Source organism: Conexibacter woesei Iso977N (assembly GCF_000424625.1).
GTDB lineage: Bacteria > Actinomycetota > Thermoleophilia > Solirubrobacterales > Solirubrobacteraceae > Baekduia > Baekduia woesei_A.
In genome coordinates this window covers 533,742-558,724 of the sequence record NZ_AUKG01000003.1, presented here as the reverse complement: position 1 = coordinate 558,724, position 24,983 = coordinate 533,742, and the positions used below count along the sequence as shown (strand labels likewise).

Below are 24,983 nucleotides of genomic sequence, written 5' to 3'. Positions count from 1 at the left end.
TTATGCGGATACGTCTGCCCGCGGACTGGCGGCGGGCGGCGCGACCCCGTCGACCAGCGGCTGGCCGCACTGCCAGCAGAACGTCGCGCCGCGCGAGCGGACCGCGCCGCAGGATCGGCAGGCGCCGGTGACGCCGTCCTGCGCGGCGGCCAGCAGGCGCTCGACCTCGCCCAGCTCGGCGTCCACGCGCTGCAGCTCGGCGGCGCGGCGGGAGAGGACGTCGAGGCGGTAGTGGTCGCGCGTGGCCATCTCGAAGGTCAGGCCGCCGAGGTCGAAGGTCAGCGCGGCGACCTGGCGCGCGAGCTCGTGGCGGCGGCGGCGCAGCTCGTCGAGCGACGTCGGGCCGGGCAGCGGCGTCTCGTTGTTGGTGGTCATGCTCATCCGATCGTCTCGAAGGCCGAACCGCCACCGGCGGCCTTGTCGTCCTTGGGCGGCAGCCTGCCGGTCCCGGTCGAGATCGGCTTGCCCTTCCTGACCGCGTCATCGACGGCCTTCTTGGAGGTGAGCGACCTGACCGACACGGCGCCCTTGGGCGCCTTGGCCGTCTTCGCGTCGCTGCTGTCGCTCCTCCTCGCGGTCCTCGCCGCGCCGGCGCCGGCGCCCGGCGTGCTCGTCGCCGGAGCGGTCGCGGCGGGCGCGGCCGACGTCGCGGCGCCGCCCTCCACGCGGATCACCTGCGGCGCGGGCGCCGCGACGGCCGGCGCGTCGTTGGACCTGCGGTCGGTCACCCAGTGGCCGACGAGCAGCCCGCACAGCAGCGTCAGCACCAGCAGCGACGCGAGCGCGAGCAGGCCGGTGTGGGCCTGGAGCCTCCCGCCCGCCGGAGCAACCCCATGGGGTTGCACGACGACCGGCGGCGCGCTGCGCGCGCGGACGTCCTCGTCGAGCACGTCGAGGAACTCCAGGCGCGCCTCCGGATGGCGCGTGCCGCAGTTCAGGCAGTAGCGCTGGTTACCCGCGAGCGGTGCTCCGCAGCTCGGGCAGGTGGTCACGACGTTCTCCTTGATGATGCTCATGAGGCAGGGGGTGCGACGGTCAGGGCGACCCGCGCGCCGCGCGGGTCGCCGACGAAGTAGATGCGGAACGCGGCGCGCTTCCTGGCGCCCTTGGGCAGCAGCTTGGTGACGAACGCGCGGCCCGCGGCGACGACGCGTGAGCCCTTGAGCGCGACCGCGAAGACCGGGACCTGCTTGAGCAGCTTGTTGGTGGGGTTGGTCACCGTGCCGGTCAGGAAGCGGCCGGTCGCGTCGCCGTCGAAGTGCGGGTCCTCGATCGCGAGCGCCGGGATCGTGGTCGCCGCGGGCGCGGCGCCGACCTCGGCGACGACCCTGCGCGGCGCGCTCGCCGCGGTCACCTGGTCGTTGACCCACCAGGCCGTCCCGTGCGCGCGCACCGACGCGAGCCGCTGCAGTGCGGGCTGCAGGCCGACCGTGTCGTTCTTGTACAGGCTGGTCCCGCCGCTGCCGCGGACGTCGATCAGGACCGGGACGTCGCGCTGGGCCTTCGCGCCCGCGTTGCGGATCTCGACCGCCGCGGCGATCGCGCCGCCGTCGCCGCGGATCACCGCGGTCCGCGCGACCCGCAGGTCGCGCGAGCGATCCACACGCAACGTCTTGTTGTCCGTGAACGCCTGCCTGCCCTCCCTGGCGATCCGGGCGCTCTTCTCCTCCGTCGACTCGCACGCCGACAGGGCGGCGGCGACGGTCGTGAGCAACAGCATCATGATGACCGCCCGGATCACCCGAAGGCCCCGGCGACGTAGTCGCGCGTGCGCTCGGCGCGCGGCGCGGCGAAGACCTGCTCGGCCGCACCGTACTCCACCAGGTCGCCCAGGTACATGAACGCGACCTTGTCCCCGACGCGGTGCGCCTGGGCGAGGTTGTGGGTGACGATCACGACCGCGAGGTCGCGGCGCAGCTCGCCGATCAGCTCCTCGATGACCGCGGTCGAGCGCGGGTCCAGCGCGCTGCACGGCTCGTCCATCAGCAGCACCTCCGGCCGCGTGGCGATCGCGCGCGCGATGCAGAGCCGCTGCTGCTGGCCGCCGGACAGGCGCAGCGCCGGGCGGTCGAGGCCGTCGGCGACCTCGTCGTAGAGCCCCGCGCGGCGCAGCGCGTCGACGACCTGCGGCATCAGCTCCCTGCGGCCCGGGCGCTTCTTGTTCTGCACGCGGATCGCGTAGGCCACGTTGTCGAAGATCGACATCGGGAACGGGTTGGGCTGCTGGAAGACCATCGCGACGCGGCGGCGCAGCGCGGTCACCTCGAGCTGCTCGACGTCGGTGCCGTCGAGCAGGACGCGGCCGCCGCGCGTCGCGCCCGCGGTCGTCTCGGTCAGCCGGTTGAGCGTGCGCAGCAGCGTCGTCTTGCCGCAGCCCGACGGGCCGATCAGCGCCAGCGCCTCGCCCGCGTGGATCGGCAAGGACACGTCGTTGACCGCGGCCTTGGCGCCGTAGAACACCGACAGCTGCTCGACGCGCATGCGCTCCGGCCCGCCGGGGCCGCGCGGCGCGGCGTTGCGGGTGACGTCGAGCGTCGGCTCCGGCTCGGGCAGCGGGGTGCGGTCGAGGCGGATCGGGCGCCGCGGCGGCGGCATCTCCAGGGTGCTCACAGCGAGGCCTCCTTGCGGCCGCGGCCGAGGCGGTCGACGGCGAAGTTCAACGACATCACGATCACCAGCAGGACGAACGCCGCAGCGTAGGCCTTCTGCGGCGCGTTGCCCTCGCCGGCGGGCGAGGCGTTGTACACGTAGCTGGTCAGGGTCGAGCCGGTCCCGCGCAGCGTCCCGAGGATCGGGACGTCACCCTGGGGCTCGATCTGCAGCGTCGCGCCCAGAAGGACGACAACAACTGCCGTGTCCCCCACGATCCGGCCCATCCCGAGCGCGGCGCCGGTCGCCACGTTGTGGCGGATCTGCGGGAGCAGGATGGTGCGGATGGTGCAGATGCGCGTCTTGCCCAGCGCCCACGACGCCTCGCGCGTGTGCGACGGGATCGACAGCAGGCCCTCGCGCGCGGCGCCGAAGACGAGCGGCAGCGCGATGAGCGACATCATCGCGCCGGCCGCGACGAACGAGCGGCCGAAGACGCCGCCGCCCGACGCGGTGAACGACAGCGGCGCGAACAGGTGCAGCTGGAAGATCGCCAGACCGAAGATCGCGATGACGATGTCGGGCGTCCCGGCGACGACCTCGATCCCGGACTCGACCGCGCGGGCCAGCGGCGCGGGCCTGCCGTACTCGACGAGCCACACCGCGGTGGTCACCGCGAGCGGCACGGCGATCGCGATCCCGATCAGCGTCAGCAGCAGCGTGCCGCCGATCGGGTCGAGGATGCCGCCGGTCCTGGCCTGCTGCAGGGCGGGCTGCGGGCGCGACGTGAGCAGGTTGATGTTGAGGTACTGCAGGCCGCGCACCGCCATGTAGATGACGATCGCCGCGGCGACGAGGCAGAGCGCGATCCCGCAGGCCCAGGCGGACACGAACGCGAGCCTGTGCGACCAGCGCCAGTTGCGGATCGAGTCGCCCTTCGGCGCGGGGCGCAGCGGCGCGGGGTACTCCTGCGGCGGCTGCTCGGGGGCGTAGGTCGCCATCAGACCCGCAGCCCCTGGCGGCGCATCGGGAGCTTGGCGAAGAAGCCGCCGACCGACAGCGCGAAGCTGGAGAGCAGCAACAGCAGGGCGAACGCGTAGATGGAGGACTTGACCGCCGGCGCGTTCATCGCGTCCACGTTCTCGACCATCGACGCGGCCAGCGGCCGGATCGGCTCGAAGATGTAGGTGATGCCGTCGAGCGGGTTGGGCGAGAAGCCGCGCGAGCCCGACACCATCGACAACGCGACCGCCTCGCCGAGCGCGCGGGCCGTCGCGAGGACCGCGGCGGCGACGATCGCGGGGCGCGACGCGCGGACGGAGACCGTCCAGATCGCCTCCCAGCGGTTGGCGCCGAGCGCCGAGGCGCCCTCGGTCCAGGCGGTCGGGATCGCGCGCAGGGCGTCGACCACGATCGCGATCATGATCGGCGTGATCATCACGGTCAGGACGACGATCGCGACGAGCACGCCGGTCCCGTCGAGCTGGACGACGTTCTGGACCGACGCCTTGCGGTCGAGCGAGATGATGTGGTTGCCCACGAACGGCGCGAGCACGAGGATCCCGATCAACCCGTAGATGACGCTCGGGACCGCGGCGAGCAGGCGCACCGCGGGGACGACGACCCTGCGCAGGCGGGCGGGCGCGAACTCCACGATGAAGATCGCGCAGAAGATCGAGAAGACGAGGCCGACGATCACGGCGACGCCCGTCGTCAGCAGCGTCCCGTAGACGAGCGGCCACGCGCGCAGGTGGTACGCCGACTCCGGCGGATGCTGCCCGGTCGCGATCATCGAGCCGAGCTGCTTGTCGACGTCGCCGCCGGGGCCGAGCCACTTCACATAGCCATTGGCATGGATCGCCGGCCACGCGCGCACGGCGACGAAGCCGACCATCAGCACGATGATCAACAGGACCAGCGAGGCCACCGCGCCGAGCAGCGCGGCGGCCTTGCGGTCCGTCCATGGCTCACGCCTGATGAGCCGGGACAGCATCAGTCCAGCGGGATCGCGATCGACGCGATGATCCTGCGGGCCACCGGCGACTTCTGGATCCAGTGGATGAACGCGGAGGCCGCGCCCTGGGCCGGGCCGCGGGTGACCTCGTAGTACGTGCGGATGCCCGGGTACTGGCCGGACTTCGCGTTGGCGAGGTTGCAGGCGACGCCGTTGAACGAGACCGCGTGGACGTCCCTCTGCGAGGCGTAGTACCCCGAGTTGAAGCCGATCGCGTTCTTGTCGCTGCCGACGGTCGACTCGACGAGGCCGTCAGACGGCTTCAGCGCTGCGAGCGACGAGATCGTCTTGTTGCCGAGCAGGAGCTGCTGGACGAGCGGCGGCAGCGACGAGGCCGAGGTGCGGCCGATCAGGTCGATCGTGCCCGTGACCCTCGAGCCCGGGATGTCCTCCCAGTTGCGGACCTGACCGGTCCAGATCGCCTGCGCCTGCTGCAGCGACAGGTTCGGCAGCGGGTTGGCCGGGTTGGTGTCGAAGCAGAAGAAGTCCCTGGCGATCGGGTAGAAGACCAGGCCCGACGGATCGCTCGGGCGCGGGTCGCGCGCGGCGTTGCCGATCGTGACGCGGCCGGCCGCGGCGTCCTGGATGCCGACCTCGCCGCCGCCCTGGGCGAGCTTGAACCTGACCTTGCCGGGCTTGAGCGCGACGTACTTCTTGGCGAGCAGCGCGATCAGCGGCGCTGAGCCGGTCGCACCACTGATCGTGATCGTGCTGGCCTTGGCCTGTGCGCCGGCGGGTGCTGCCACTGCGAGGACGCCGACGGCGGCGACCGCGGCGGTGAGGCGACGAGAGCGAGTCATCTCCACGGAACTCCCTTTCCCAGTTTGCATGGTTGGTTGCTGGACAATATCCTAACCACACAATTCAGATCGGGTTTGCACATAAAAGGTCTGGGGCATGACCCTTCGACCCTCCACATGCCCCTCGTGCTCAGCGCTCTACGACGCCGAGCAGCGCTATTGCCTGGGCTGCGGCGCGCTCGTCGCGCCCCGCCGCGTGGATCCCCTGCTGGCGCTGGGGTTCCCGCCGGAGGAGGCGCTCGGCGGCGAGCCGACCACCGTTCCTGCCGCTCCGGCAGCGGTTCCGGCGGGATCGAGTGCTGCCGGCCCGGCAAGGCGGAGGCCTTCGCCGCGGGTCGCGGTCGCGATGGCCGCGGGTGCGCTGGTTCTCGGTGGGGTTGCGGGGGCGGCCTTGGGGCCGACGCCGGAGGACTCGCTGGCGGCAGCGCCGGCGCGCCAAGTTGTCGCGCTCGTCGTCCCGGAGGCCACGACGACCGCTGCTGCGGAGGCGCCCGCGGCGAGGCAGCCGGCGACGCCGAGGCACTCCGCCGCCACCCCGGCGGCCGCTCCGAGCGCCGACGACGACGCCACGGCGGCCGCCGACGCAACGCCCGCCGCGACCAAGACCACCGACTCGACCGACTCGACCGCGGACGACGACACGGACACGACGAGCGACGACGACAGCACGTCCTCCTCCGCCCCGGAGTCGACGACGGTCCCGGCCGGCACGACTCCGGCGCACGTCTGGCTCGTCGCGCTGCCCGCGGGGACCGATCCCACCATCTTGACCCCGCTCGCCGCGCAGGGCGCGACGCTCTCCGGCTACACGGGCGCGGGGCCGAGCGCGGCGGTCAACGGCGTCGCGCTGCTCGGCGGGCAGGTGCCGACCGCGGACTGCACGGCCGACGCCACCCCGTGCGTCCTGCCCGCGGGCGAGACGTCGCTGCCCGACCAGCTCACGGCGATCAACCTGACGTGGAAGGCCTACGTCGCCGACGCCGCGCTGCGCTGCGCCGCGCCCAGCGCGCTGGTCCCGACGTCGCTGTTCACGACGCTGCGCGACCGCCCGGACTGCGCGACGACGACCGTCGGGACCGACGCGCTCGCGGCCGACCTCAAGGACAGCGACAGGACGCCCGCGCTCTCGCTGATCGTCCCCAGGGACCCGGCGACCGAGCTCGCGCCGCTCGTCGCGCAGATCACCGCGAGCGACGCCTACAAGAAGGACGGCGTCCTGGTGATCGTCCCCGACGCCCCGCCGCCGGGCGCGCTGGTCCTCTCGCCGAGGGTCACCGCGGGCGCGACCGACGCGACCGCCACCGGGCCGGTCGCGCTGCTGCGCTCGCTCGACGGCCTCTTCGGCCTCGACCCACTGGCGACCGCCGCGGACGCCACCGCGGGCGCGCTCGACCCGGTGCTGCCGGCGGCGACGTCGACCACCCCAACATCTTCCACCCCATCAACAACCACAACGTCCACGACACGGAGGTCTCCTTGACCCTCGCACGCCCCTTGCTGGCCGTCGCCCTCGCCCTTGCGGTGTGGGCGCCGACCGCCGGCGCTTCCACCAACGCCAACAACTACGACTGTGGCGGCCACATCGAGGCCGGCAAGCCGGCGCCCGGTGACACCGACACGCAGGTCCAGTACGTGTTCGCCTGCGGCGGCCCGATCACGGGCTACCAGATCCAGCCGCAGATCAGCGACACCTCGTTCGGCACCGACGTCCCGGTCTTCGACCTGCAGGGCAACGCGGTCATCACCGACTCGTTCACCTGCAACGGCGACTTCCCCGGCTACGGGTTCAACTGCATCGGCACGTACACGGGCAACCAGTACGCCAAGATCACGGGCCAGTTCGCGATCGGCACCGCGCTGTGCGCCGAGCCGCGCGTCGACCCGCTGCTGACCGTCACCTACGCGACGGCCGACAACAGGGGCAGGGTCACCCAGTACATCTCGGGTCCGTACGACCTCGGCCGCCCGCGCGGCTGCCCGAAGTCCGCCAGCGGCGGCAGGACCCGCATCCCGTCCGACGACGAGCTCGCCTCGCCGGCGCCGGCCAGGGCGACCAGGCCCAAGGCCACCAAGAAGAAGTCCAAGGCCAAGAAGAAGGCCGCAGCCAAGGCCTAGTTGTCGCTCCGGAGTTAGGTCGACGGCACGAAGGCCAGCACGCGGGCCGGGCTGCCGGTGCCGTCGACCAGCTTCAGCGGGGCCACGACGATCAGGGCGCCGGTCGCGGGCAGGCGATCGGCGTTCGCCAGCTGGGTGAGGCCGTAGCGGCCCGCGCCGAGCAGGAAGTTGTGGACCGGGAAGCCGGGGTCGAAGCCCCCGGCGGCACCCGCGTCGATGCCGACGGTCTCGACGCCGAACCCGACGATGTTGGGGTGCTCGGCCAGCCAGCGCGACGCCTCGACGTCCGGGCCGGGCGTCACGGGACCCTGCTCGCCGGCGTTCAGGAACGCGGCCTCGTCGCTCGCGCGCGAGCCCCAGCCGGTGCGGAAGACGACCCACGTCCCGGGCTCGATCGGGCCATGCTCGGCCTCGTGATCCTGGAGGTCCTGCGCGGTCAGCAGGTAGCCGGGATCGGCCGCGGTCTCCGCCGTCTTGTCGACGACGCGCAGCGGGCCGACCAGCCGCGCGGGCGCGATCGACGCGACGTCCTCGCCGCCCTGGCCGGTGATCCAGTGGATCGGCGCGTCGAGGTGCGTGCCGGTGTGCTCGCCGAAGGTCAGGACGTCCCACGCCCACGCGGGGCCGGCGTCGTCGTACTTCGACAGGCGCTCGCGGCTGAGGTGCGGCGTGTTGGCGAACGGCTCGGGCAGGATCAGGACCGGCGTGGTCTCCGACAGCGGCTGGGTCAGGTCGACGACGGTGACGGAGCCGTCGGCGAGGGCGGCGAGGAGGTCGGCGATCGGCATGTGCTGGTCCTTGGTCTGGGTTGTTGGTGGTGTTGCGTCGGGCTAGCCCGCGCGGAAGGCCTCTTCGAGCCACGCGGCGGCGATCGTGGGATCGACCTTGGCGTCGAGCAGCAGCGGGCCCGAGCCGGCGCCTGCTCCGAGCCAGCCCGCGAGCGCGGCGTCGAGATCGGCGGCCGACTCGACCGTCACGCCCCGCACGCCGAGCGCCTGCGCGATCGCGGCGAGGTCCGCGGGTGGGAACTGCGCGGGCGCGACGTCGACGCCGAGCGGCGCGAAGTGATGGACCTCGGCGCCGTAGGCGTGGTCGTCGTAGACCACGACGAGCAGGCGCAGCTGCAGGCGCGCCGCGGTCTCGAGCTCCTGGAGCGAGAGGAACGTCCCGCCGTCGCCGAGCGCGGCGACCGTCACGCGTTCCGGGCCGCGCGCGACCGCGGCGCCGATCGCCATCCCGAGGCCGAGGCCGACCGCCTGGAACGCGTTGGCGAACAGCCACGACCGCGCGTTCGCAACGTGCAGGTGCATCGCGGGCCAGCCGGTGAAGTGCCCGGAGTCGACGGCGATCGCGACGTCCTCCGGCAGCCGCGCCGCCAGCGCGTTGGACAGCGTGCGCGGGTCGATCGTGCCCGGCTGCGGCGCGTCGTCGAACGGCACGTCGTTCCAGCGCTCGCTCGCGATCCGCTGGGCCAGGGCCTCGGTCCGCCAGCCGGGCCTGGAGTCGGACGCGCGCGCGAGGAGCGCGTCGGCGGTCGCGGCGGCGTCGCCGACGACGGTCGCCACCGCGGGGTCCAAGTCGATGTGGATGACCTCGGCGTCCGGCCCGATCAGCGCGCCGTGGCGCGTCGTCCAGTGGTTGAGCGTCGCGCCGAACGCGAGGATCAGGTCGGCCTGCGGGAGCAGCTCGGCGGCCAGCGGCGACGCGAACCCGCCGGAGATGCCGATGTTGTAGGAGTCGCCGGAGAAGAGGCCGTGCGCGACCGCGCTCGTCGCCAGCAGCGCACCGTTCTGCTCGGCGAGCCGCCGCAGAGCAGGCCCGGCCTCCGCGACGACCGCCCCTCGCCCACCGAGCACGACCGGCCGCTCCGCCGCCGCCAGTCGCGCCGCGACCGCGTCGAGCGCCGCCGGGTTCGGCGCCGGGGGCAGAGCCACCACCGCGCGCGCCTCCGCGGCGGCCGGATCCTCCGGCGGCGCGGGCTGCGCCTGGATGTCGATCGGGAGCATCAGGACGACCGGCCGCCGCTCGCGCTGCGCGCGCAGGTGGGCGCGGGTCGCATCGGCGCGGGCGGTCGCGGCGGAGTGCACGCGCTCGGCGGCCGCGCCGACCGACTCCACGAGGTCATGCTGATCGATCCGGAAGTTCGAGCTGAGCGCCGCCGCCGGCGTCTCCCCCGCGAGCACGACCAGCGGCGTCCGGGCCTTCGCGGCCTCGGTCAGCGCCGTCAAGGTGTTGGTCAACCCCGGGCCCTGGTGCACCGACGCGAAGCCGACGCTGCCCGTCGTCCGCGCGTAGCCGTCGGCCATCCCGACCGCGCCGTTCTCGTGCCGCGCCGCGAAGAACCGCGCGCCGCCCGCGACGAGCGCGTTGGTCACCACCAGGTTGCCGGAGCCCATCAGCCCGAAGACGACCTGCGCGCCCTCGCGCGCGAGCTGCTCCCCGACCGCCTCCGCCACCGTCTGCCCGGCCATCCGGGCGCGATCCTACGCCAGCAGGTCCTCCGGCGGGAGGTCGGCGCGCAGCGTCGGCTTGGCGCCGGTCGCCACGAACGTCGTGACCGCGCCGACGAGCTCGGTGAACGCCGCGCCTCGCGCGCGCGGGGAGAAGAGGGTCCGGCACTGCAGCCAGGTCGCGTACTCGGACTGCAGGTCGAAGCCGAGGCCGAGCGCAGCGTGGCCGAAGACGTCGTGGACGACCCGCAGGCGGTCGAGGGTCCCGCCGCGCGACGAGTCCAGCCGCGGGTGCGGCGTGTCGAGCGCCGCGGTCCGGAGCATCATCGTGCGCGTCGCGCGCAGGTCGGCGCACAGCTCCTCGGCGTTGTCATAGGGGTCGGTCGAGCCGTGCGTGTAGTGCACGCGGACGCCGAGCGTCGCCCGGACGACGGCGTGCAGCGCGCGCGTCTCGCGCTCCAGCGCCTCATAGGCATCGGCGATCAGGTGAGCGGGCGCGTACGACGGCCCGCCGAACCACCGCGCGATCCGCGCCGCCTCCTCCCGCGCCAGCAACCCCGGACCGTGCCGCAGCGCGCGCGGGTCCATCAACGGCTCCAGCGCCAGCGCCTCCACGGTCCGCTGCGCATCCGCCCACGGCGCGAACACCTCCGCGCACACCACCTGCTCGATGACCTCGCTCATGACACGAACCAGCATCCCGCGCGGCCACTGCGTCCGCATCCGTCAACGCGCCTGGCATCGCCCCCGGTCGTGCGCGATGATGGTCCGGCCGGTGGCCCCGAAAGACCCCACGCCCTTCCGCAAGCTCCGCGACCTGCCGCTCGTCGGCCGCGCCGCCGACTGGGGCATGGGGCCGCACAGCGTCTCGAAGGCCACCAAGGGCGCGGGTTCTCGCATCGCGGGCCTCGACGTCACGTCGTCGGTCTGCCCGTACTGCGCGGTCGGGTGCGCGCAGGCGGTGTACACGCGCGGTGGTGAGCTGGTCGACATCGAGGGCCATCCCGGCTCGCCGGTCAACCAGGGCACGATGTGCCCGAAGGGGACGGCGTCGCGCCAGCTTGTCCAGCAGCCGGGCCGGCTGACGACCGTCAGGTACCGCAGGCCCGGCGGCACCGAGTGGGAGGACCTGCCGCTCGAACGCGCGATGGACATGATCGCCGAGCGCGTCATCGCGGCGCGCGAGGCGGGCTGGCAGACCGTCGACCCGGACACCGGCAAGCGCGTCGACCGCACGCTCGGGTTCGCGCACCTCGGCGGCGCCACGCTCGACAACGAGGAGAACTACCTCATCCGCAAGTCCTTCACCGCGCTCGGCGCGGTGCAGATCGAGAACCAGGCGCGGATATGACACTCCTCCACGGTCCCCGGTCTGGGGACCTCGTTCGGTCGCGGCGGCGCGACGACCTTCCTGCAGGACCTCGCCAACAGCGACTGCATCCTGATCCAGGGCTCCAACATGGCCGAGGCCCATCCCGTGGGCTTCCGCTGGGTCATGCGCGCGAAGGAGCGCGGCGCGCGCGTCATCCACGTCGACCCGCGGCTCGGCCGCACCGGCGCGTCGGCGGACACGCACGTCCCGATCCGCGCCGGGACCGACATCGCGTTCCTCGGCGGGCTGATCTCCCACATCATCGAGACGGAGTCCTACTTCGAGGACTACGTCAAGGCCTACACCAACGCCTCGACGATCATCAACGACAGGTTCGAGGACACCGAGGATCTCGGCGGCCTCTTCTCCGGCTTCGACCCCGAGACCGGGATGTACGACCGCAACACCTGGAACTACGAGGGCGGCGAGATCTCCTCGGCCGCGGGCCAGCGCGAGCACTCCACCCAGGCCTTCGTGCACTCGACCGGCGCCGGCATGCTCGACGGCGCGCCCACGCGCGACGAGACGCTCCAGGACCCGCGCTGCGTCTTCCAGATCATCAGGCGCCACTACGCCCGCTACACGCCCGAGATGGTCGCCGAGATCTGCGGCATCCCGCGCGAGCAGTTCCTCGAGGTCGCCAACGCGCTGATCGAGAACTCCGGCCGCGAGCGCACCTCCGCCCTCTGCTACGCGGTCGGCTGGACCCAGCACGCCAACGGCGTCCAGATCATCCGCGCCGGCGCGATCCTGCAGCTGCTGCTGGGCAACATCGGCCGCCCCGGCGGCGGGATCATGGCGCTGCGCGGCCACGCGACGATCCAGGGCTCCAGCGACATCCCCACGTTGTACGACCTGCTCCCCGGCTACCTGCACCAGCCGCGCGCGCACGAGGACGAGACGACGCTCAAGTCCTACATCGACACCGGCGGCGCGCGCCGCGGGTGGTGGTCGCACTTCGACCAGTACATCATCTCGTTGTTGAAGGCCTGGTTCGGCGACGCCGCGACGGCCGAGAACGACTACGGCTTCGGGCACTTCCCGAAGATCACCGGCAACCACGCGCACTACCCGACGATGATGCGCGCGGTCGACGGCGGCCTCGACGGGATGCTCGTGATGGGCCAGAACCCGGCGGTCGGCTCGCAGAACGGCGGGCTCATGCGCCGCGCGCTGCGCAACATGAGGTGGTTGGTCGTCCGCGACCTCAACGAGATCGAGACCGCGACGTTCTGGCGCGACGCGCCGGAGGTCCAGGCCGGCGAGGTGCGGACCGAGGACATCCAGACCGAGGTCTTCCTGATGCCCGCGGCCACGCACGTCGAGAAGGAGGGGTCCTTCACCCAGACCCAGCGGATGGTGCAGTGGCGCGACAAGGCGCTCGACCCGCCGGGCGACGCGCGCAGCGAGCTGTGGTTCATGCACCACCTGACCAAGCGCATCATGAAGCACTACGAGGGCTCGGCGGACCCGAAGGACTGGCCGGTCGTCCACCTGAGCTGGCCCTACGCCGAGCACGGCCCCCACGCCGAGCCGGTCGTCGAGCAGGTGCTGAGGGAGATCAACGGCTACGACGTCGCGACCGGCAGGCCGGTCTCCGGGTTCGCGGACCTCAAGAACGACGGATCGACCGCATGTGGTTGCTGGATCTACGCGGGGATCTTCGCCGACGGCGTCAACCAGGCCAGGCGCCGCGACGCGGGCGACATCACGGCGCCCGGCGGCGAGGTCTCGCCCGAGTGGGGCTGGGTCTGGCCCGCGAACCGGCGCATGTTGTACAACCGCGCCTCCGCCGACCCGTCCGGCAGGCCGTGGTCGGAGCGCAAGAAGTACGTGTGGTGGGACGAGGAGGCCGGCAAGTGGACGGGCTACGACGTCCCGGACTTCCCGGTCGACAAGCGCCCCGACTACGTCCCGCCCGAGAACGGCGGCGAGGGCATGGACGCGATCGCCGGGACCGACCCCTTCATCATGATGGCCGACGGCCGCGGCTGGCTCTACGCGCCGTCGGGCCTGCTCGACGGGCCGCTGCCGACCTACTACGAGCCGGTCGAGTCGCCGGTCCCGAACCTGTTGTACCCCGCCTTGGGCTCCAACCCCATCGCCATCCACTGGGAGCGGCCCGACAACCCCATCAACAAGACCGCCGACCCGCGCTGGCCGGTCGTGATGACGACGTTCCGGCTGACCGAGCACCACACCGCGGGCGGCATGTCGCGGACGCTGCCGTGGCTGTCGGAGCTGCAGCCCGAGATGTTCGTGGAGCTCGACCCCGAGCTGGCGGCCGCGCGCGGGATCGAGGACGGCGGCTGGCTCGTCCTCTCCACCGCCCGCGGGGAGATCGAGGCGCGCGCGAAGGTCACCGGCCGGATGAAGCCGCTGCGGATCGCGGGCAGGACCATCCACCAGGTCGCGGTGCCGTGGCACTGGGGCTACAACGGCGTCAGCACCGGCGACTCCGCCAACGACGTCCTGCACCTGAGCGGGGACCCCAACGTGAACATCGAGACGACCAAGGCGCTGACCTGCGACGTGCGCGCCGGACGGCGCGCGACGCCCGCGACCTCGCGGGTCACCCTCGCGCCGGTCGGGCACGCGGCGGTCAACCGCGACCACGTCGCCGAGACGCCGAAGCTCTCACCGTCGAGCCTCGAGGAGAACGACGCATGAGGGGCGGGCGGGTCCAAATCCCCCATTCCCCGCGCGGCGAGGTGTCGGTCCGGCGCGAGTCGGCCGAGCGCATGGGCTTCTTCACCGACACGACGGTCTGCATCGGCTGCAAGGCGTGCGAGGTCGCCTGCAAGCAGTGGAACGACCTCCCGGCCGACGGCTCGCAGTTCAAGCGCGGCGGCTCGTACGACCACACGGGCCGGCTCGGCGCCGCGACGTGGCGCCACGTGCGCTTCATCGAGCTGGACGAGCCGACGCCGCTGACGGTGAGCGAAGCCAATGACCTTGACTTGGTCGCCGTCGCGGAGCAACGCGCGGAGGAGACCGGTGTGGAGCCGGAGGTCGACATCGCCGCCGCGGTCGCCGACATGTCGCGCTGGATCTTCATGTCCGACGTGTGCAAGCACTGCACGCACGCCGGCTGCATGGACGCGTGCCCGACCGGCGCGCTGGTCCGGACCGAGTTCGAGACGATCATCGTCCAGCAGGACATCTGCAACGGCTGCGGCTACTGCGTGCCGGCGTGCCCGTTCGGCGTGATCGACCGCGACAGGAACGACGGCCGCGCCGCCAAATGCACGCTCTGCTACGACCGCCTCGAGGACGGGCTGGAGCCCGCGTGCGCGAAGGCGTGCCCGACCGACTCGATCCAGTTCGGCACGACCGAGGAGCTGCTCGACGTCGCGCGGCGGCGGGTCGCGACCCTGCACGCGCGCGGCCGGACCGACGCCTACCTCTACGGCGGCGGCGACGCGGAGGGCGAGCAGCTGGCGGGCGGCCTGGGCTCGATCTTCCTGCTGACCCAGCCGCCCGAGCGCTACGGCCTGCCGGCGCAGGCGGACTCGCCGATCCAGGAGAACGTCGTCAGCGCGACGGTCGCGGCGGTCGGCGCGGGGCTGGCCGCGGCGGCGGGCGTGGCGGTCGCCTTCGGCGCGGCGCGGCGGTCGTCGCGGGTCGGCTCCAAGGCGGGCGGCGGCGTGCTGACCGGCGCGGCGCTGGCCGCGGGCGGGCTGGAGCTGGCGCGGGACGCGTGGGACAAGCGGCGCCGGGGGCGGCGCGCGTGAGCGGGCCGCGCGATCGCGACATGACGCCGGCCGTCGGCGTCCCGGGCGAGCCCGGCGTGTGGCGGCGCGCGGTCGCGGGCGCGGGCGTCGCGCTGCACAGGCGCGGCTGGCAGGACGCGCGCTGGTCGTCGATCTACCGGCGCGACACGCGCTACGCGCAGGCCGAGCCTCCGGAACCCGGATTGGTCGAGGACGCCAACCGGCGCGGCCGCGGCGGCCCGCCGCCGGAGCTCGTCCAGGGGCCGATGATGAACGCGCCGGTCTGGAGCCACGAGATCCCGATCTACTTCTGGGTCGGCGGGATGGCGGCGGGCGCGTCGTTCGTGGCCCTGGCCTGCGACCTCGCGGGCGACGAGCGGTCGGCGCGGGTCGCGCGCAAGGTCGCGCTGTTCGCGCTCGCCCCGGCGCCGCCGCTGCTGATCAAGGACCTCGGGCGGCCCGAGCGCTTCTTCCACATGTTGCGGATCTTCAAGACGCGGTCGCCGATGTCGATGGGCACGTGGTGCCTGTCGCTCTTCGGGACGCTCGGCGCGGGCGCGGTCGGCGCGGACCTGCTCGGGCGACGGCGGACGGCGCGCGCGCTCGGCGGCGCCAACGCGGTCGTCGGCGGCTACTTGGGGTCCTACACGGGCGTGCTGCTCGCCGCGACGGCGGTCCCGGTGTGGAACCGGTCGAAGTGGCTGCTCGGGCCGATCTTCGTCTCGACCGCGACGCTGACGGGCGCGGGCGCGGTGCGGCTGACGCTCGCGGCGCTCGGCCAGGACGAGGACCACCCGTCGCAGCGCGCGCTGCTGGTCATCGAGAGCGGTGCGATGGCGAGCGAGTTGCTGTTGTCGGAGATCAACCACCATCACCTGGGCCGGTTGGCCTCCGTGTTGGAGGAGGGCGAGGGCGGCAGGTGGTTCTCGCGCGCGAAGTGGCTGGCGCGCGGCGGGCTGGCGCTGCGGCTGTCGCGCCGGCGCGGGTTCGGGCGCTGGGCCGACCACCTCGCAAGCGCCGCGTTCATGTCCGCCGCCCTCTGCTTCCGCTTCGCGTGGGTGGAATCGGGTATCGCCTCCGCACGCGACGACGAAGCCGTCGCCCTCAACCACCGCGGGCTCGCGACGCGCGAGGAGCCCGATCACGACATGGACGTCACCACCACGATGTAGAGGAGACCCCACGCCATGTCCTTCAAGTCGCCCGCCGAGATCGCCCGCGCAGGGGTCCAGACCGGAACGACGAAGGCCGCGCTGAGCTGGGACCACGCGCTCGTCGCCGGGTTCCTGGCCGGGGCCTACATCGCGTTCGCCGGGCTGCTGGCGATCGTGACGTCGGCGGGCATGGACCCCAAGATCTGGGGCGGCGTCCAGACGCTGGTCACCGGCGGCGTGTTCGCGCTGGGCCTGATCCTGGTGGTGGTCGCGGGCTCCGAGCTGCTGACCGGGAACATGGCGCTGGTCCCGCTGGCGCTGCTGGACAGGAGGGTCACGCTCGGCCGGTTGTCCTTCAACTTCTTCTGGGTCCTGATCGGGAACCTGGCCGGCTCGTTGTTCGTGGCCTACTTCCTGGCCAAGGAGACGGGCGTCGTCACTGCGCCGATGCCGCTCGCGCGACTGGCCGGGATCGCGACCGCGAAGGGCGTGACGGAGACCGACTGGCAGATCTTCCTGCGCGCGGTCGGCTGCAACTGGCTGGTCTGCCTGGCCGTGTGGATGGCCCTCGGCGCCGAGGACATCGGCGGCAAGGTGCTGGCGATCTTCTTCCCGATCATGGCGTTCGTCGCGATGGGCTTCGACCACGTCGTGGCCAACATGTTCTTCCTGCCGGCCGCGATCTTCGCCCACGTGCCGGGCCTCGACTGGGGCGACGTCCTCAAGAACTGGGCCTTCGCGTTCCTGGGCAACCTGGTCGGCGCGGCGATCTTCGTGGCGACGACGTACTGGTACCTGTACGTGAAGGACGCGCCGGCCGAAGCGGCCGGCTAGGCCGCGGCGAGCGCTGCGCGCAGCGCGGCCAGTGCCGCGCCGAGCTCGGCGTCGTCGTAGAGCGTCCGGGGGTCGACGAGGACGCGGCCCTCGTGGACGCGGACGAGCAGCGGCGGGTCCTGGGCGCGGAGGCGCGCGGCGAGCGCGTCGACACCCGCGCCGAGCGGGCCGACCGCGACCGCGGGGCCGCGCAGCTCCAGGAGCGGGAGCGCGCCGCCGCCGACCTTGGAGGTCGCGGTGACGATCTCACCGCCGGTGGCCTGTGCGATGCGCTGCGCGCGTTGTTGGAGGACATGCTCCGGGACGTCGAGCATGGCCAGGACCGGGATCGCCTGGCGGGCGTGCGCCGGGTCGCGGTAGAGGCGCAGCGTGGCGGTCAGCGCAGCCATCGGGAGGCGGCCGACGCGCAGCGCGCGGGCGAGCGGGTGGGCGCGGGCCTGCGCGACGGCAGCCTTGGTCCCGGCGAGGATCCCGGCCTGCGGGCCGCCGAGCAGCTTGTCGCCGCTGAACGCGACGAGCGCCGCCCCGGCGGCGATCGAGGCGCGGACCGACGGCTCGTCGGCGAAGATCGGGTCCTCGGCCAGGACGCCGGAGCCGAGGTCGTCGATCACGGGCGCGCCCAGTGCGGTGAGTTGCTCGATGCCGACGTCGGCGGTGAAGCCGACCGTGCGGAAGTTCGACTGGTGCACGCGCAGGATCACGTCGGCGCCGTCGGCGAGCGCGCGCTCGTAGTCCGTGATGTTGGTGCGGTTGGTCGTGCCGACCTCGACCAGGCGCGCGCCGGCCTGGGCCACGACCTCCGGGACGCGGAAGCCACCGCCGATCTCGACCAGCTGGCCGCGGGAGACGACGATCGCCTTCCCCGGCCCGGCGAGCGCGGCGGCGGCCAGCAGCGTCGCGGCCGCGCCGTTGTTGACGACGAGCGCGTCCTGCGCGCCGGTCAGCTCGGCGATCAGCCGCGCGGCGTGGGCGTCGCGGCCGCCGCGGCGGCCGGAGGCGAGGTCCAGCTCAAGGTCGAGGTAGCCGCGCGCGGCGCGCGCGACCGCTTCGGCGGCCTGCTCGGCCAGCGGGGCGCGACCCAAGTTGGTGTGGATGATCACGCCGGTCGCGTTGACGACGCGGCGCGGCGACGGCGCCAGGCGCGCGCGGACGCGGTCGAGCAGGTTGGGGTCGTCGGTCGCGCCCGCGAGGATCTCAGCGCGGCGCTCCTCCACGACGGCGCGCGCGGCAGCGATCGCCTCCGGCCCACCGGCCTCGGCGGCGAGGCGGTCGACGGCGGGCAGCGCGCGCAGGAGCTCGTTCTGCGTGGTCATCGCAGCACGCGGCGGTCGTCGGGCAAGCGGCGCGTGACGCGCTGGGCGTCGAGGTGCTCGAGGAACGCCTGCGCGGGCTTGCGGCCGGTGGCGAGCGCGTCGCGGACCTCGGCGAGCGACGCCGAGCCGCGCTCCGCGATCAACGCCATGATCTTGCTCCGGGTCTCGTCGGCGATCGCCGCATCGGCGTACAGGGTGCCACTGATCCGGACCGCTCGCCCCTCTTCCCGCAGCAGCGCGAGCGCGGCGCGGTCGACCTGCGCCTCGGAGAGCAGCAGCGTGGCGCGCAGCTCGGCGGCGAGCGCGTCGGCGGCGGCGCGCTGTTCCGGGGCGACGGCGGGCGCGGCGGCGGCGGGCGGCGCGGGCGCCTCGGCAGGCACGGGCGCCGCGGGCTCCGGCCGCCCGTCGCGGCGCGCGACGAGGCGGGCGAGGACGTCGGCGCGGCGGCCGTGCTTGCTCGCGCGCGCGTCGAGGACGGTGCCGCCGCCGAGCGTGTCGGGCGGCGAGAGGCGGCGGACGACGACGCGGTCGCCGTCGGCAGCCATCAGCGGTGCCTCCAGGCGCAGCTGCCAGAGGCCGTCGCCGAGGTCGCTCAGCCGCGCGGGCGCCTCGCGCGTCCCATGGTGGACGTGGACGCGCTCGCCGTGGCGCGCGTCGTCGCGCAGCGCCAGCGCGCAGTCCAAGATGGTGGACTCGCTCCGCGCGCCCGGCGCGGCCAGGACGTCGCCGCGCGCCACCTCTCGCGCTCGGACGCCCGCCAGCGCGACCGCGACGCGCTGCCCCGCCTCGGCGGCGTCCACGTCGACATCATGGACCTGGACCGACCGGACCCGCGCCTCGCGCCCGCCGGGGAGCAAAGCCATCATGTCGCCCCGCGCGATCCGGCCCGACCACAGCGTGCCCGTGACGACCGTCCCGATCCCGTCGACCGTGAACGCGCGGTCGACGTGCAGGACCGCGTCGCCGTCGTCCCCCGCGCGTCCCGGCAGCCCCGCGGCGACCGCGTCGAGTGCCGCGGCCACGTCCGCCACGCCCTGCCCCGTCACCGCCGAGCACGGCACGAACGCCGCAGCGCGCGGCAGCAGCTCGCGCGCCTCAGCCAGCGCGCGCTCCGGGGCGGCGACGTCGGCCTTCGTGATCGCGACGACACCATCATGTACGCCAAGCGCGTCGAGCACCGTCGCGTGCTCGACCGTCTGCGGCATCACCCCGTCGTCGGCCGCGACGACCATCATGTAGCAGTCGATCCCGGTCGCCCCCGCAACCATCGTCCGGACGAACCGCTCGTGCCCCGGGACGTCCACGACGCTCACCCGCCGCCCCGACGGCAGCGCCAGCGGCGCGTACCCGAGCACGATCGAGATCCCCCGCCGCCGCTCCTCCTCCAACCGGTCGGTCTCGACCCCGGTCAGCGCCCGCACCAGCGCGCTCTTGCCGTGGTCGATGTGCCCCGCGGTCCCGAGCGTCAGCGGCGGGACGGCGGCCGCCGCGCCATACGGCGGCGGACTCATACGGAGCGGCGAAGGAGTCGAACCTTCCCGGCGCGGTCGAGGCGCCGCCAGCGGCTTTGAAGGCCGATCGGGGCACCGGCCCCGGGCCGCTCCAGGTGCTGCGTCATGCGACCGAGATCGTGCCAGGCGGGCCGTCGGTGAGGCGGCCGACCACCGTGCCGCCGGGGATCGCGGCGGCGACGTCGGTCTGAGCGGGCAAGGCCATCAACAACCCGCCGGACGTCGTGGCGTCGGTCAGCAGCCGCGCGCGCCAGGGCTCGACGCGGTCGCCGATCGTCGCGAAGCCCGCCGCCCACTCGGCGTTGCGGGCGCTGCCGCCGGAGACGGCGCCCTCGGCGCACAGCAGCGCCTCGACCCCGTCGATCGCCGGGACCGCGGCCGCGTCGACCTCCGCCGCCAGCCCGCTCTCGCGCGCGACGTTGTGCAAGTGCCCCAACAACCCGAAGCCCGTCACGTCGGTCATCGCGTGCACGCCCGCGGCCAGCGCGACGCGCGACGCGTCGGCGTTGAGCTCCACCATGACCTCGACCGCGCGCGCGACGAGGTCCGGCCCCGCGGCGCCGCGCTTGGCGGCGGTGACGATCGCGCCGACGCCGAGCGGCTTGGTCAACACCAGGACATCGCCGACCTGCCCGCCCGCGTTCGCCACGATCCGGTCCGGGTGCACCGTCCCGGTCACCGCCAACCCGTACTTCGGCTCGTCGTCCTTGATCGAGTGCCCGCCGACGACCGACGCGCCCGCTTGCGCCACCACGTCGGCGCCCCCGCGCAGGATCGCGCCGAGCACGTCGCCGCCGAGGCGCTCCAGCGGGAACGCGACGACGTTCATCGCGGTCACCGGGACGCCGCCCATGGCGTACACGTCGCTCAGCGCGTTGGCGGCGGCGACACGGCCGAAGTCGTAAGGATCGTCCACCAACGGGGTGAAGAAGTCGATCGTCTGGACCAGCGCGACGTCGTCGCTGATCCGGAACACCGCGGCGTCGTCGCCGGTCGACGAGCCGACGAGCAGGCGCGGGTCGGTCGCGGCCGGGAGGTCCCTGACGATCGGGAGCAGGTCGGCGGCGGCGAGCTTGCAGCCGCAGCCGGCGCCCGAGGACAGCGACGTCAGCGGGACCGGGCTGGTGACGGCGGCCATGCGCCCCACCATACTCCCGCGCCGGTTTTGCGAGACTCGGGTGCATGCCCACCGCCCGCCGCTGGATCGCCGAGCGCTTCGGCACACCGCAGGACGCCCTCACGCTCGTCGAGGCCGACGTCCCGGAGCCCGGGCCGGGCGAGGTGACGATCGCGGTCGCCGCCGCCGGCATGAACCCCGCGGACTTCAAGCGCTTCGCGGCCGGCGACCCGGCGGTCCTGCCCTACGCGCCCGGCTTCGAGGTCGCGGGCACGCTGACCGCGATCGGGCCGGACACCGGCATCGGCTCCGGCCCCGCGAACGTGGGCGACGAGGTGCTCGCGTTCCGCGTCACCGGCGGCTACGCGAGCACGCTCACGGTCCCGGCCAAGGACGTGTTCCTCAAGCCCGCGACGCTGCCGTTCCCGGAGGCCGCGAACCTCCTGCTCGCGGGCGCGACCGCCGCCGAGATGCTCGAGGTGACCAAGGTCACCGACACCGACACGGTGCTGCTCCACGGCGCGTCGGGCGCGGTCGGCGTCGCGGTGCTGCAGCTCGCACGCCGCCGCGGCGCGCGCGTGATCGGGACGACGAGCGACGCGCGCCGCGACGTCGTGACGCGCTTCGGCGGCGAGCCGGTCGCCTACGGCGACGGCCTCGAGGCGCGCGTGCGCGAGCTGGCGCCCGGCGGGATCGACGTCGCGCTCGACACGGCCGGGACCGACGAGGCGTCCGACGTGTCGCTGAGCCTCGTCGCCGACCGCGGCCGGATCCTGACCGTCGCGAACATGGCCCGCGCGCGGGAGGCCGGCTTCCACCAGCTCGGCGGGTCGAACCCGACCTCCGCCGCCTTCCGCGACACGATCCGCCCCGAGCTGATCGCGCTCGCCGCCGCGGGCGACCTCGTCGTCCCGATCGCCCGCACGTTCCCGCTCGACGAGGCGCCCGCGGCGCTGGAGCTCCTGCGCGGCGGCCACCCGGGCGGCAAGCTCGCGCTGATCCCGTAGCGCGCCGGGTAGGCCCGGGGCATGGCACCCCGCTCGCTGTGGAACGGCACGATCGCGTTCGGCGCGGTCGCCGTCCCGATCAAGCTCTACTCGGCGGTCGCGCCCAGGACGGTGCACTTCCACGAGGTGCACCTGAAGGACGGCGCGCGGATCGAGCACCGGCCGTTCTGCACCAAGGAGGACAGGGAGGTCGCCAAGGACGAGGTCGTCAAGGGCTTCGAGGTGCGCGAGGGCAGGTACGTCGTCGTCGACCAGGAGGAGATCGACGCGGCCGGCGGCTCGCGCTCGCGGATCATCGACGTCGAGCACTTCGTCGACGCCGCCGCGATCGACCCGGTGTACTTCGACAAGGCCTACTTCTTGGGCGCGCGCGACGAGGGCGGCGACGCCTATCGGTTGCTGCACGACGCGCTCGAGCAGACCGGCCGCGCCGCGATCGGACGCTTCACGTTCCACCACCGCGAGTACCTGGTCGCGATCAAGGCCTATGAGAAGGTCCTGGCCTTGCACACGATGCGCTTCGCCGACGAGCTGGTCACGCGCAGGGACCTCGACGCGCCGCGCCTCGCGGGCAGGCCGGAGGCCAGGGAGGTCAGGATGGCCGAGCAGCTCGTCGCGGCGCTGACCGAGGACTTCCGCCCCGGCAGGCTGCACGACGAGTACCGCGAGACCGTGCTCGCCGCGATCAGGGACAAGGCCAGGGGCAGGGACATCGACATCCCGGAGGCGGAGCCCGAGGAGGAGCGCGACGACCTCGCCGCCGCCTTGGAGGCGAGCCTGCCGAGGCGCAGGGGCAGGACCAGGGCCAAGGCCACCAAGAAGAAGGCGGCCGCCTGATGGCCCGCTCGCTCTGGTCGGGCTCGCTGAGCTTCGGGCTCGTCAACGTCCCGGTCGCGCTCTACAGCGCGGGGCGCGACCTCGACGTGCACTTCCACCAGCTGCACGAGAAGGACGGCGCGCGGGTCGAGATCCGGCGCTTCTGCAGCAGGGAGGACGAGGAGGTCGCCTACGAGGACATCGGCAAGGCCTATGAGTTGAGGTCCGGCAGGCAGGTCGTCCTGACCGACGACGAGCTGGCCGCGATCGCGCCCCAGCGCACGCGCACGATCGAGATCCAGTCCTTCGTCGACGCCGCCGACGTCGACCCGATCCTCTTCGACCACCCCTACTGGCTGCTGCCGACCGGCGAGTCGGCCGGGACCAAGCGCGCCTACCGCCTTCTGATCGAGGCGATGGGCAGCACCGACCGCGTGGCGCTCGGGCGCTTCGTGCTGCGCACGAAGGAGTACCTCGTCACCGTCCGTGTCCGCGACAACCTGCTCGCGTTGACCACCATGTTGTTCCCGGACGAGATCCGGCCGACCAAGGACATCGACAACGGCGGCAGGAGGCCGGCGGCCAAGGCGCTGTCCCAGGCGGTCAGGCTCGTCGAGGCGTTGTCGGTGGACTTCGACCCCAAGGCCTACAGGGACGAGCACCGCAGGCGGCTGCAGAGGATCGTCAGGGCCAAGGAGAGGGACGGGACGATCGACGCGCCCGCCCAGGACGACGAGCCATCGCCCGCGCCGGACCTCATGGAGGCCCTGCGCAAGACGATGGCCGAGCTGGGCAGGAAGTAGCCGACCGGCGCGCTCAGGTGCGGCAGGGCGCGCCGGCGACGACCACCGGAGTCGCGCCGAGGAGGCCGCCCAGCGACGGGCGCGGGCGCGGGTCCGGCGAGGGCAGCACGTAGCCGTCGGCCTCGACGTAGGTCCAGCGGGGTCCGTTGTTGATGATGTCGCTCAGCGCGTTGAGCAGGCGGTCGATGTCGTCGGCGCTCGTGCCGACGCCGATCGAGGCACGGAGCGCCGGGCCGCCGCCGAAGTGCTCCATCAGCGGGTGGGCGCAGAACGATCCGTCGCGGACGCCGATCGCGTGCTCGGCGCCGAGGGCGGCGGCGAGCAGCGCGGAGTCGAGGCCGTCGACCCCGAAGGTCACGACGCCGACGCGGTCCGGCGCCCGGTCCCAGAGCGTGTAGGTCCGGAGGCCGGGCAGCGCGTCGAGGCCGTCGAGCAACCGCTGCAAGAGCTCCTCCTCGTGCTCGACGATCGCGTCCCAGCCGGCGGCGTCCAGCGTCCGCACGGCGGCGGCGATCGCCACGGCGCCGAGCGCCGCGGGCGTGCCGCCCTCGTGGCGCGCGGGACCGGTCGCCCATTCCACATCATCGACGCCGACGCGCCGGACGGCACCGCCGCCCGCGACGTGCGGGCGGCCGGCGTCGAGCCAGTCCGCCCGCCCCGCGAGCACGCCCGCCCCGTACGGGGCGTACACCTTGTGGCCCGAGAACGCGACGTAGTCGACGCCCCAGGCTTCAACATCAAGAACACGGTGCGCCGCCAGCTGCGCGGCGTCCAGCGCGACGCGCGCGCCGTGGCGCTGCGCGATCGCCACGATCTCCTCGATCGGCCAGACCTCGCCGGTCACGTTCGACGCGCCCGTCACCGACACGAGCACCGGCCCGCGCCCGCCGAGCCGGTGCAGCTCGCCGTCGAGCGCGGCCAGCGCCTCCGCCGGTCCGGACGGGATCGGCAGGTGGACGGTCTGCGCGTGTCTGCGCCACGGCAGCAGGTTCGCGTGGTGCTCGCCCGCGAACGTCACGACCGTCGTGCCCGGCGGCAGCGCCGCGGCGAGCAGGTTGAAGGCGTCGGTCGTGTTGCGCGTGAACAACACCAGGTCGTCGTCGCGCGCGCCGACGAAGCCGCGGACGACCTCGCGCGCCGCGGTGTAGGCCTCGGTGCTGACGATCGAGGCGAACCCCGCGCCGCGGTGCACGCTGCCGTAGTACTCCAAGAGCTCGTCGACGACCGCGGCGACCGGCGCGAGCGCCGGGGCGCTCGCCGCGTTGTCGAGGTTGACGTAGCGGGCCGTCGTGCCATCCACGAGCGGGACCCGCAGGTCGCCGCCGACAAGCTCGAGGAGCCTGCCGGCGGCGGTGGTCTGCACCTGCGTCACTTG

23 protein-coding genes and 1 tRNA gene are annotated in these 24,983 nt (G+C 73.5%); 9 read left to right on the top strand and 15 right to left on the bottom strand.

The genetic code is table 11. From position 1 onward, the window contains the following. The 7 genes from H030_RS0124265 to H030_RS0124235 all read right to left on the bottom strand — a co-directional run bounded on the left by H030_RS0124265 (position 1) and on the right by H030_RS0124235 (position 5,403). A complete protein-coding gene (locus H030_RS0124265) occupies positions 1-375 on the bottom strand; it encodes a hypothetical protein (protein ID WP_035129392.1) in 375 nt (124 codons plus the stop codon). Between the two features lie 2 nt (positions 376-377). Then, entirely contained in the window at positions 378-1,016 is a 639-nt protein-coding gene (locus H030_RS0124260; RefSeq protein ID WP_027008040.1) for a zinc ribbon domain-containing protein, read from the bottom strand. Next, positions 1,013-1,723, bottom strand: a complete 711-nt coding sequence (locus H030_RS0124255) for a hypothetical protein (RefSeq protein ID WP_155892251.1) — start codon at positions 1,721-1,723, stop codon at positions 1,013-1,015. The genes H030_RS0124260 and H030_RS0124255 overlap by 4 nt, the downstream gene beginning before the upstream one ends. Before the next feature lie 14 nt (positions 1,724-1,737). After that, complete coding sequence (locus H030_RS0124250) at positions 1,738-2,481, bottom strand: phosphate ABC transporter ATP-binding protein (protein WP_027008038.1); 744 nt, start codon at positions 2,479-2,481, stop codon at positions 1,738-1,740. Positions 2,482-2,606: 125 nt separating this feature from the next. Beyond that, a complete protein-coding gene (locus tag H030_RS0124245) occupies positions 2,607-3,590 on the bottom strand; it encodes a PstA family ABC transporter permease (protein ID WP_035129390.1) in 984 nt (327 codons plus the stop codon). Beyond that, a complete protein-coding gene (gene pstC / locus H030_RS0124240) occupies positions 3,590-4,582 on the bottom strand; it encodes a phosphate ABC transporter permease subunit PstC (protein ID WP_027008037.1) in 993 nt (330 codons plus the stop codon). Before pstC ends, H030_RS0124245 begins: the two co-directional genes overlap by 1 nt. Further along, complete coding sequence (locus H030_RS0124235; RefSeq protein ID WP_027008036.1) at positions 4,582-5,403, bottom strand: substrate-binding domain-containing protein; 822 nt, start codon at positions 5,401-5,403, stop codon at positions 4,582-4,584. The genes pstC and H030_RS0124235 overlap by 1 nt, the downstream gene beginning before the upstream one ends. Positions 5,404-5,500: 97 nt before the next feature. Here H030_RS0124235 and H030_RS34820 point away from each other — a divergent pair, with 97 nt between their 5' ends. Continuing rightward, the gene (locus tag H030_RS34820) at positions 5,501-6,883 is read left to right on the top strand and encodes a hypothetical protein (protein WP_155892250.1); all 1,383 of its coding nucleotides are present in this window, start codon (positions 5,501-5,503) and stop codon (positions 6,881-6,883) included. After that, positions 6,880-7,518: a hypothetical protein gene (locus tag H030_RS37825; RefSeq protein WP_155892249.1), complete on the top strand. Its 639-nt coding sequence runs from the start codon at positions 6,880-6,882 to the stop codon at positions 7,516-7,518. Before H030_RS34820 ends, H030_RS37825 begins: the two co-directional genes overlap by 4 nt. Before the next feature lie 14 nt (positions 7,519-7,532). On the opposite strand, the gene H030_RS0124210 is transcribed toward H030_RS37825, so the two are convergent. The 3 genes from H030_RS0124210 to H030_RS0124200 are packed head-to-tail and all read right to left on the bottom strand — an operon-like array spanning position 7,533 to position 10,652. Then, positions 7,533-8,306: a cyclase family protein gene (locus H030_RS0124210; RefSeq protein ID WP_027008034.1), complete on the bottom strand. Its 774-nt coding sequence runs from the start codon at positions 8,304-8,306 to the stop codon at positions 7,533-7,535. Positions 8,307-8,348: 42 nt separating this feature from the next. Continuing rightward, positions 8,349-9,989 (bottom strand): thiamine pyrophosphate-binding protein, encoded by a 1,641-nt coding sequence (locus H030_RS0124205; protein WP_027008033.1) that lies wholly within the window; start codon positions 9,987-9,989, stop codon positions 8,349-8,351. A gap of 12 nt (positions 9,990-10,001) precedes the next feature. Further along, complete coding sequence (locus H030_RS0124200) at positions 10,002-10,652, bottom strand: hypothetical protein (protein ID WP_155892248.1); 651 nt, start codon at positions 10,650-10,652, stop codon at positions 10,002-10,004. A gap of 166 nt (positions 10,653-10,818) precedes the next feature. Between H030_RS0124200 and fdh the strand changes: the two genes are divergently transcribed. Genes fdh through H030_RS0124175 form a run of 4 tightly spaced genes read left to right on the top strand, consistent with a single transcriptional unit; the run spans position 10,819 to position 17,041 of the window. Further along, complete coding sequence (gene fdh, locus H030_RS34815) at positions 10,819-14,010, top strand: formate dehydrogenase (protein ID WP_269208556.1); 3,192 nt, start codon at positions 10,819-10,821, stop codon at positions 14,008-14,010. Further along, positions 14,007-15,074 carry a 4Fe-4S dicluster domain-containing protein gene (locus H030_RS34810; RefSeq protein WP_196809257.1) on the top strand — a complete coding sequence of 356 codons (1,068 nt, stop codon included), beginning with the start codon at positions 14,007-14,009 and terminating at the stop codon, positions 15,072-15,074. Before fdh ends, H030_RS34810 begins: the two co-directional genes overlap by 4 nt. Before the next feature lie 20 nt (positions 15,075-15,094). Next, positions 15,095-16,225 carry an NrfD/PsrC family molybdoenzyme membrane anchor subunit gene (gene nrfD, locus H030_RS34805; RefSeq protein ID WP_051223584.1) on the top strand — a complete coding sequence of 377 codons (1,131 nt, stop codon included), beginning with the start codon at positions 15,095-15,097 and terminating at the stop codon, positions 16,223-16,225. Between the two features lie 15 nt (positions 16,226-16,240). After that, positions 16,241-17,041: a formate/nitrite transporter family protein gene (locus H030_RS0124175; protein WP_027008030.1), complete on the top strand. Its 801-nt coding sequence runs from the start codon at positions 16,241-16,243 to the stop codon at positions 17,039-17,041. Here the strand turns inward: H030_RS0124175 and selA are convergent. From selA to selD, 4 genes are all read right to left on the bottom strand, one after another. Then, the gene (gene selA, locus H030_RS34800; RefSeq protein ID WP_051223582.1) at positions 17,038-18,354 is read right to left on the bottom strand and encodes an L-seryl-tRNA(Sec) selenium transferase; all 1,317 of its coding nucleotides are present in this window, start codon (positions 18,352-18,354) and stop codon (positions 17,038-17,040) included. The genes H030_RS0124175 and selA overlap by 4 nt on opposite strands. Then, positions 18,351-19,865 carry a selenocysteine-specific translation elongation factor gene (selB, locus tag H030_RS34795; RefSeq protein ID WP_051223580.1) on the bottom strand — a complete coding sequence of 505 codons (1,515 nt, stop codon included), beginning with the start codon at positions 19,863-19,865 and terminating at the stop codon, positions 18,351-18,353. Before selB ends, selA begins: the two co-directional genes overlap by 4 nt. 1 nt (position 19,866) lies before the next feature. Then, positions 19,867-19,958, bottom strand: a tRNA-Sec gene (locus H030_RS39370). 10 nt (positions 19,959-19,968) lie between these two features. Beyond that, entirely contained in the window at positions 19,969-21,003 is a 1,035-nt protein-coding gene (selD, locus tag H030_RS0124160; RefSeq protein ID WP_035129384.1) for a selenide, water dikinase SelD, read from the bottom strand. Between the two features lie 44 nt (positions 21,004-21,047). On the opposite strand from selD, the gene H030_RS0124155 reads away from it, so the two are divergent. From H030_RS0124155 to H030_RS34790, 3 genes are read left to right on the top strand one after another with little or no spacing between them, the layout of a single operon-like run. Further along, a complete protein-coding gene (locus tag H030_RS0124155; RefSeq protein ID WP_027008028.1) occupies positions 21,048-21,989 on the top strand; it encodes an NADP-dependent oxidoreductase in 942 nt (313 codons plus the stop codon). 21 nt (positions 21,990-22,010) lie between these two features. Continuing rightward, a complete protein-coding gene (locus H030_RS0124150) occupies positions 22,011-22,826 on the top strand; it encodes a Ku protein (RefSeq protein ID WP_027008027.1) in 816 nt (271 codons plus the stop codon). Then, entirely contained in the window at positions 22,826-23,608 is a 783-nt protein-coding gene (locus H030_RS34790) for a Ku protein (protein ID WP_051223578.1), read from the top strand. Before H030_RS0124150 ends, H030_RS34790 begins: the two co-directional genes overlap by 1 nt. Before the next feature lie 13 nt (positions 23,609-23,621). Here H030_RS34790 and H030_RS0124140 read toward each other — a convergent pair whose 3' ends face one another. Beyond that, positions 23,622-24,980 carry an aminotransferase class V-fold PLP-dependent enzyme gene (locus H030_RS0124140; RefSeq protein WP_051223576.1) on the bottom strand — a complete coding sequence of 453 codons (1,359 nt, stop codon included), beginning with the start codon at positions 24,978-24,980 and terminating at the stop codon, positions 23,622-23,624. Positions 24,981-24,983 lie beyond the last annotated feature (3 nt).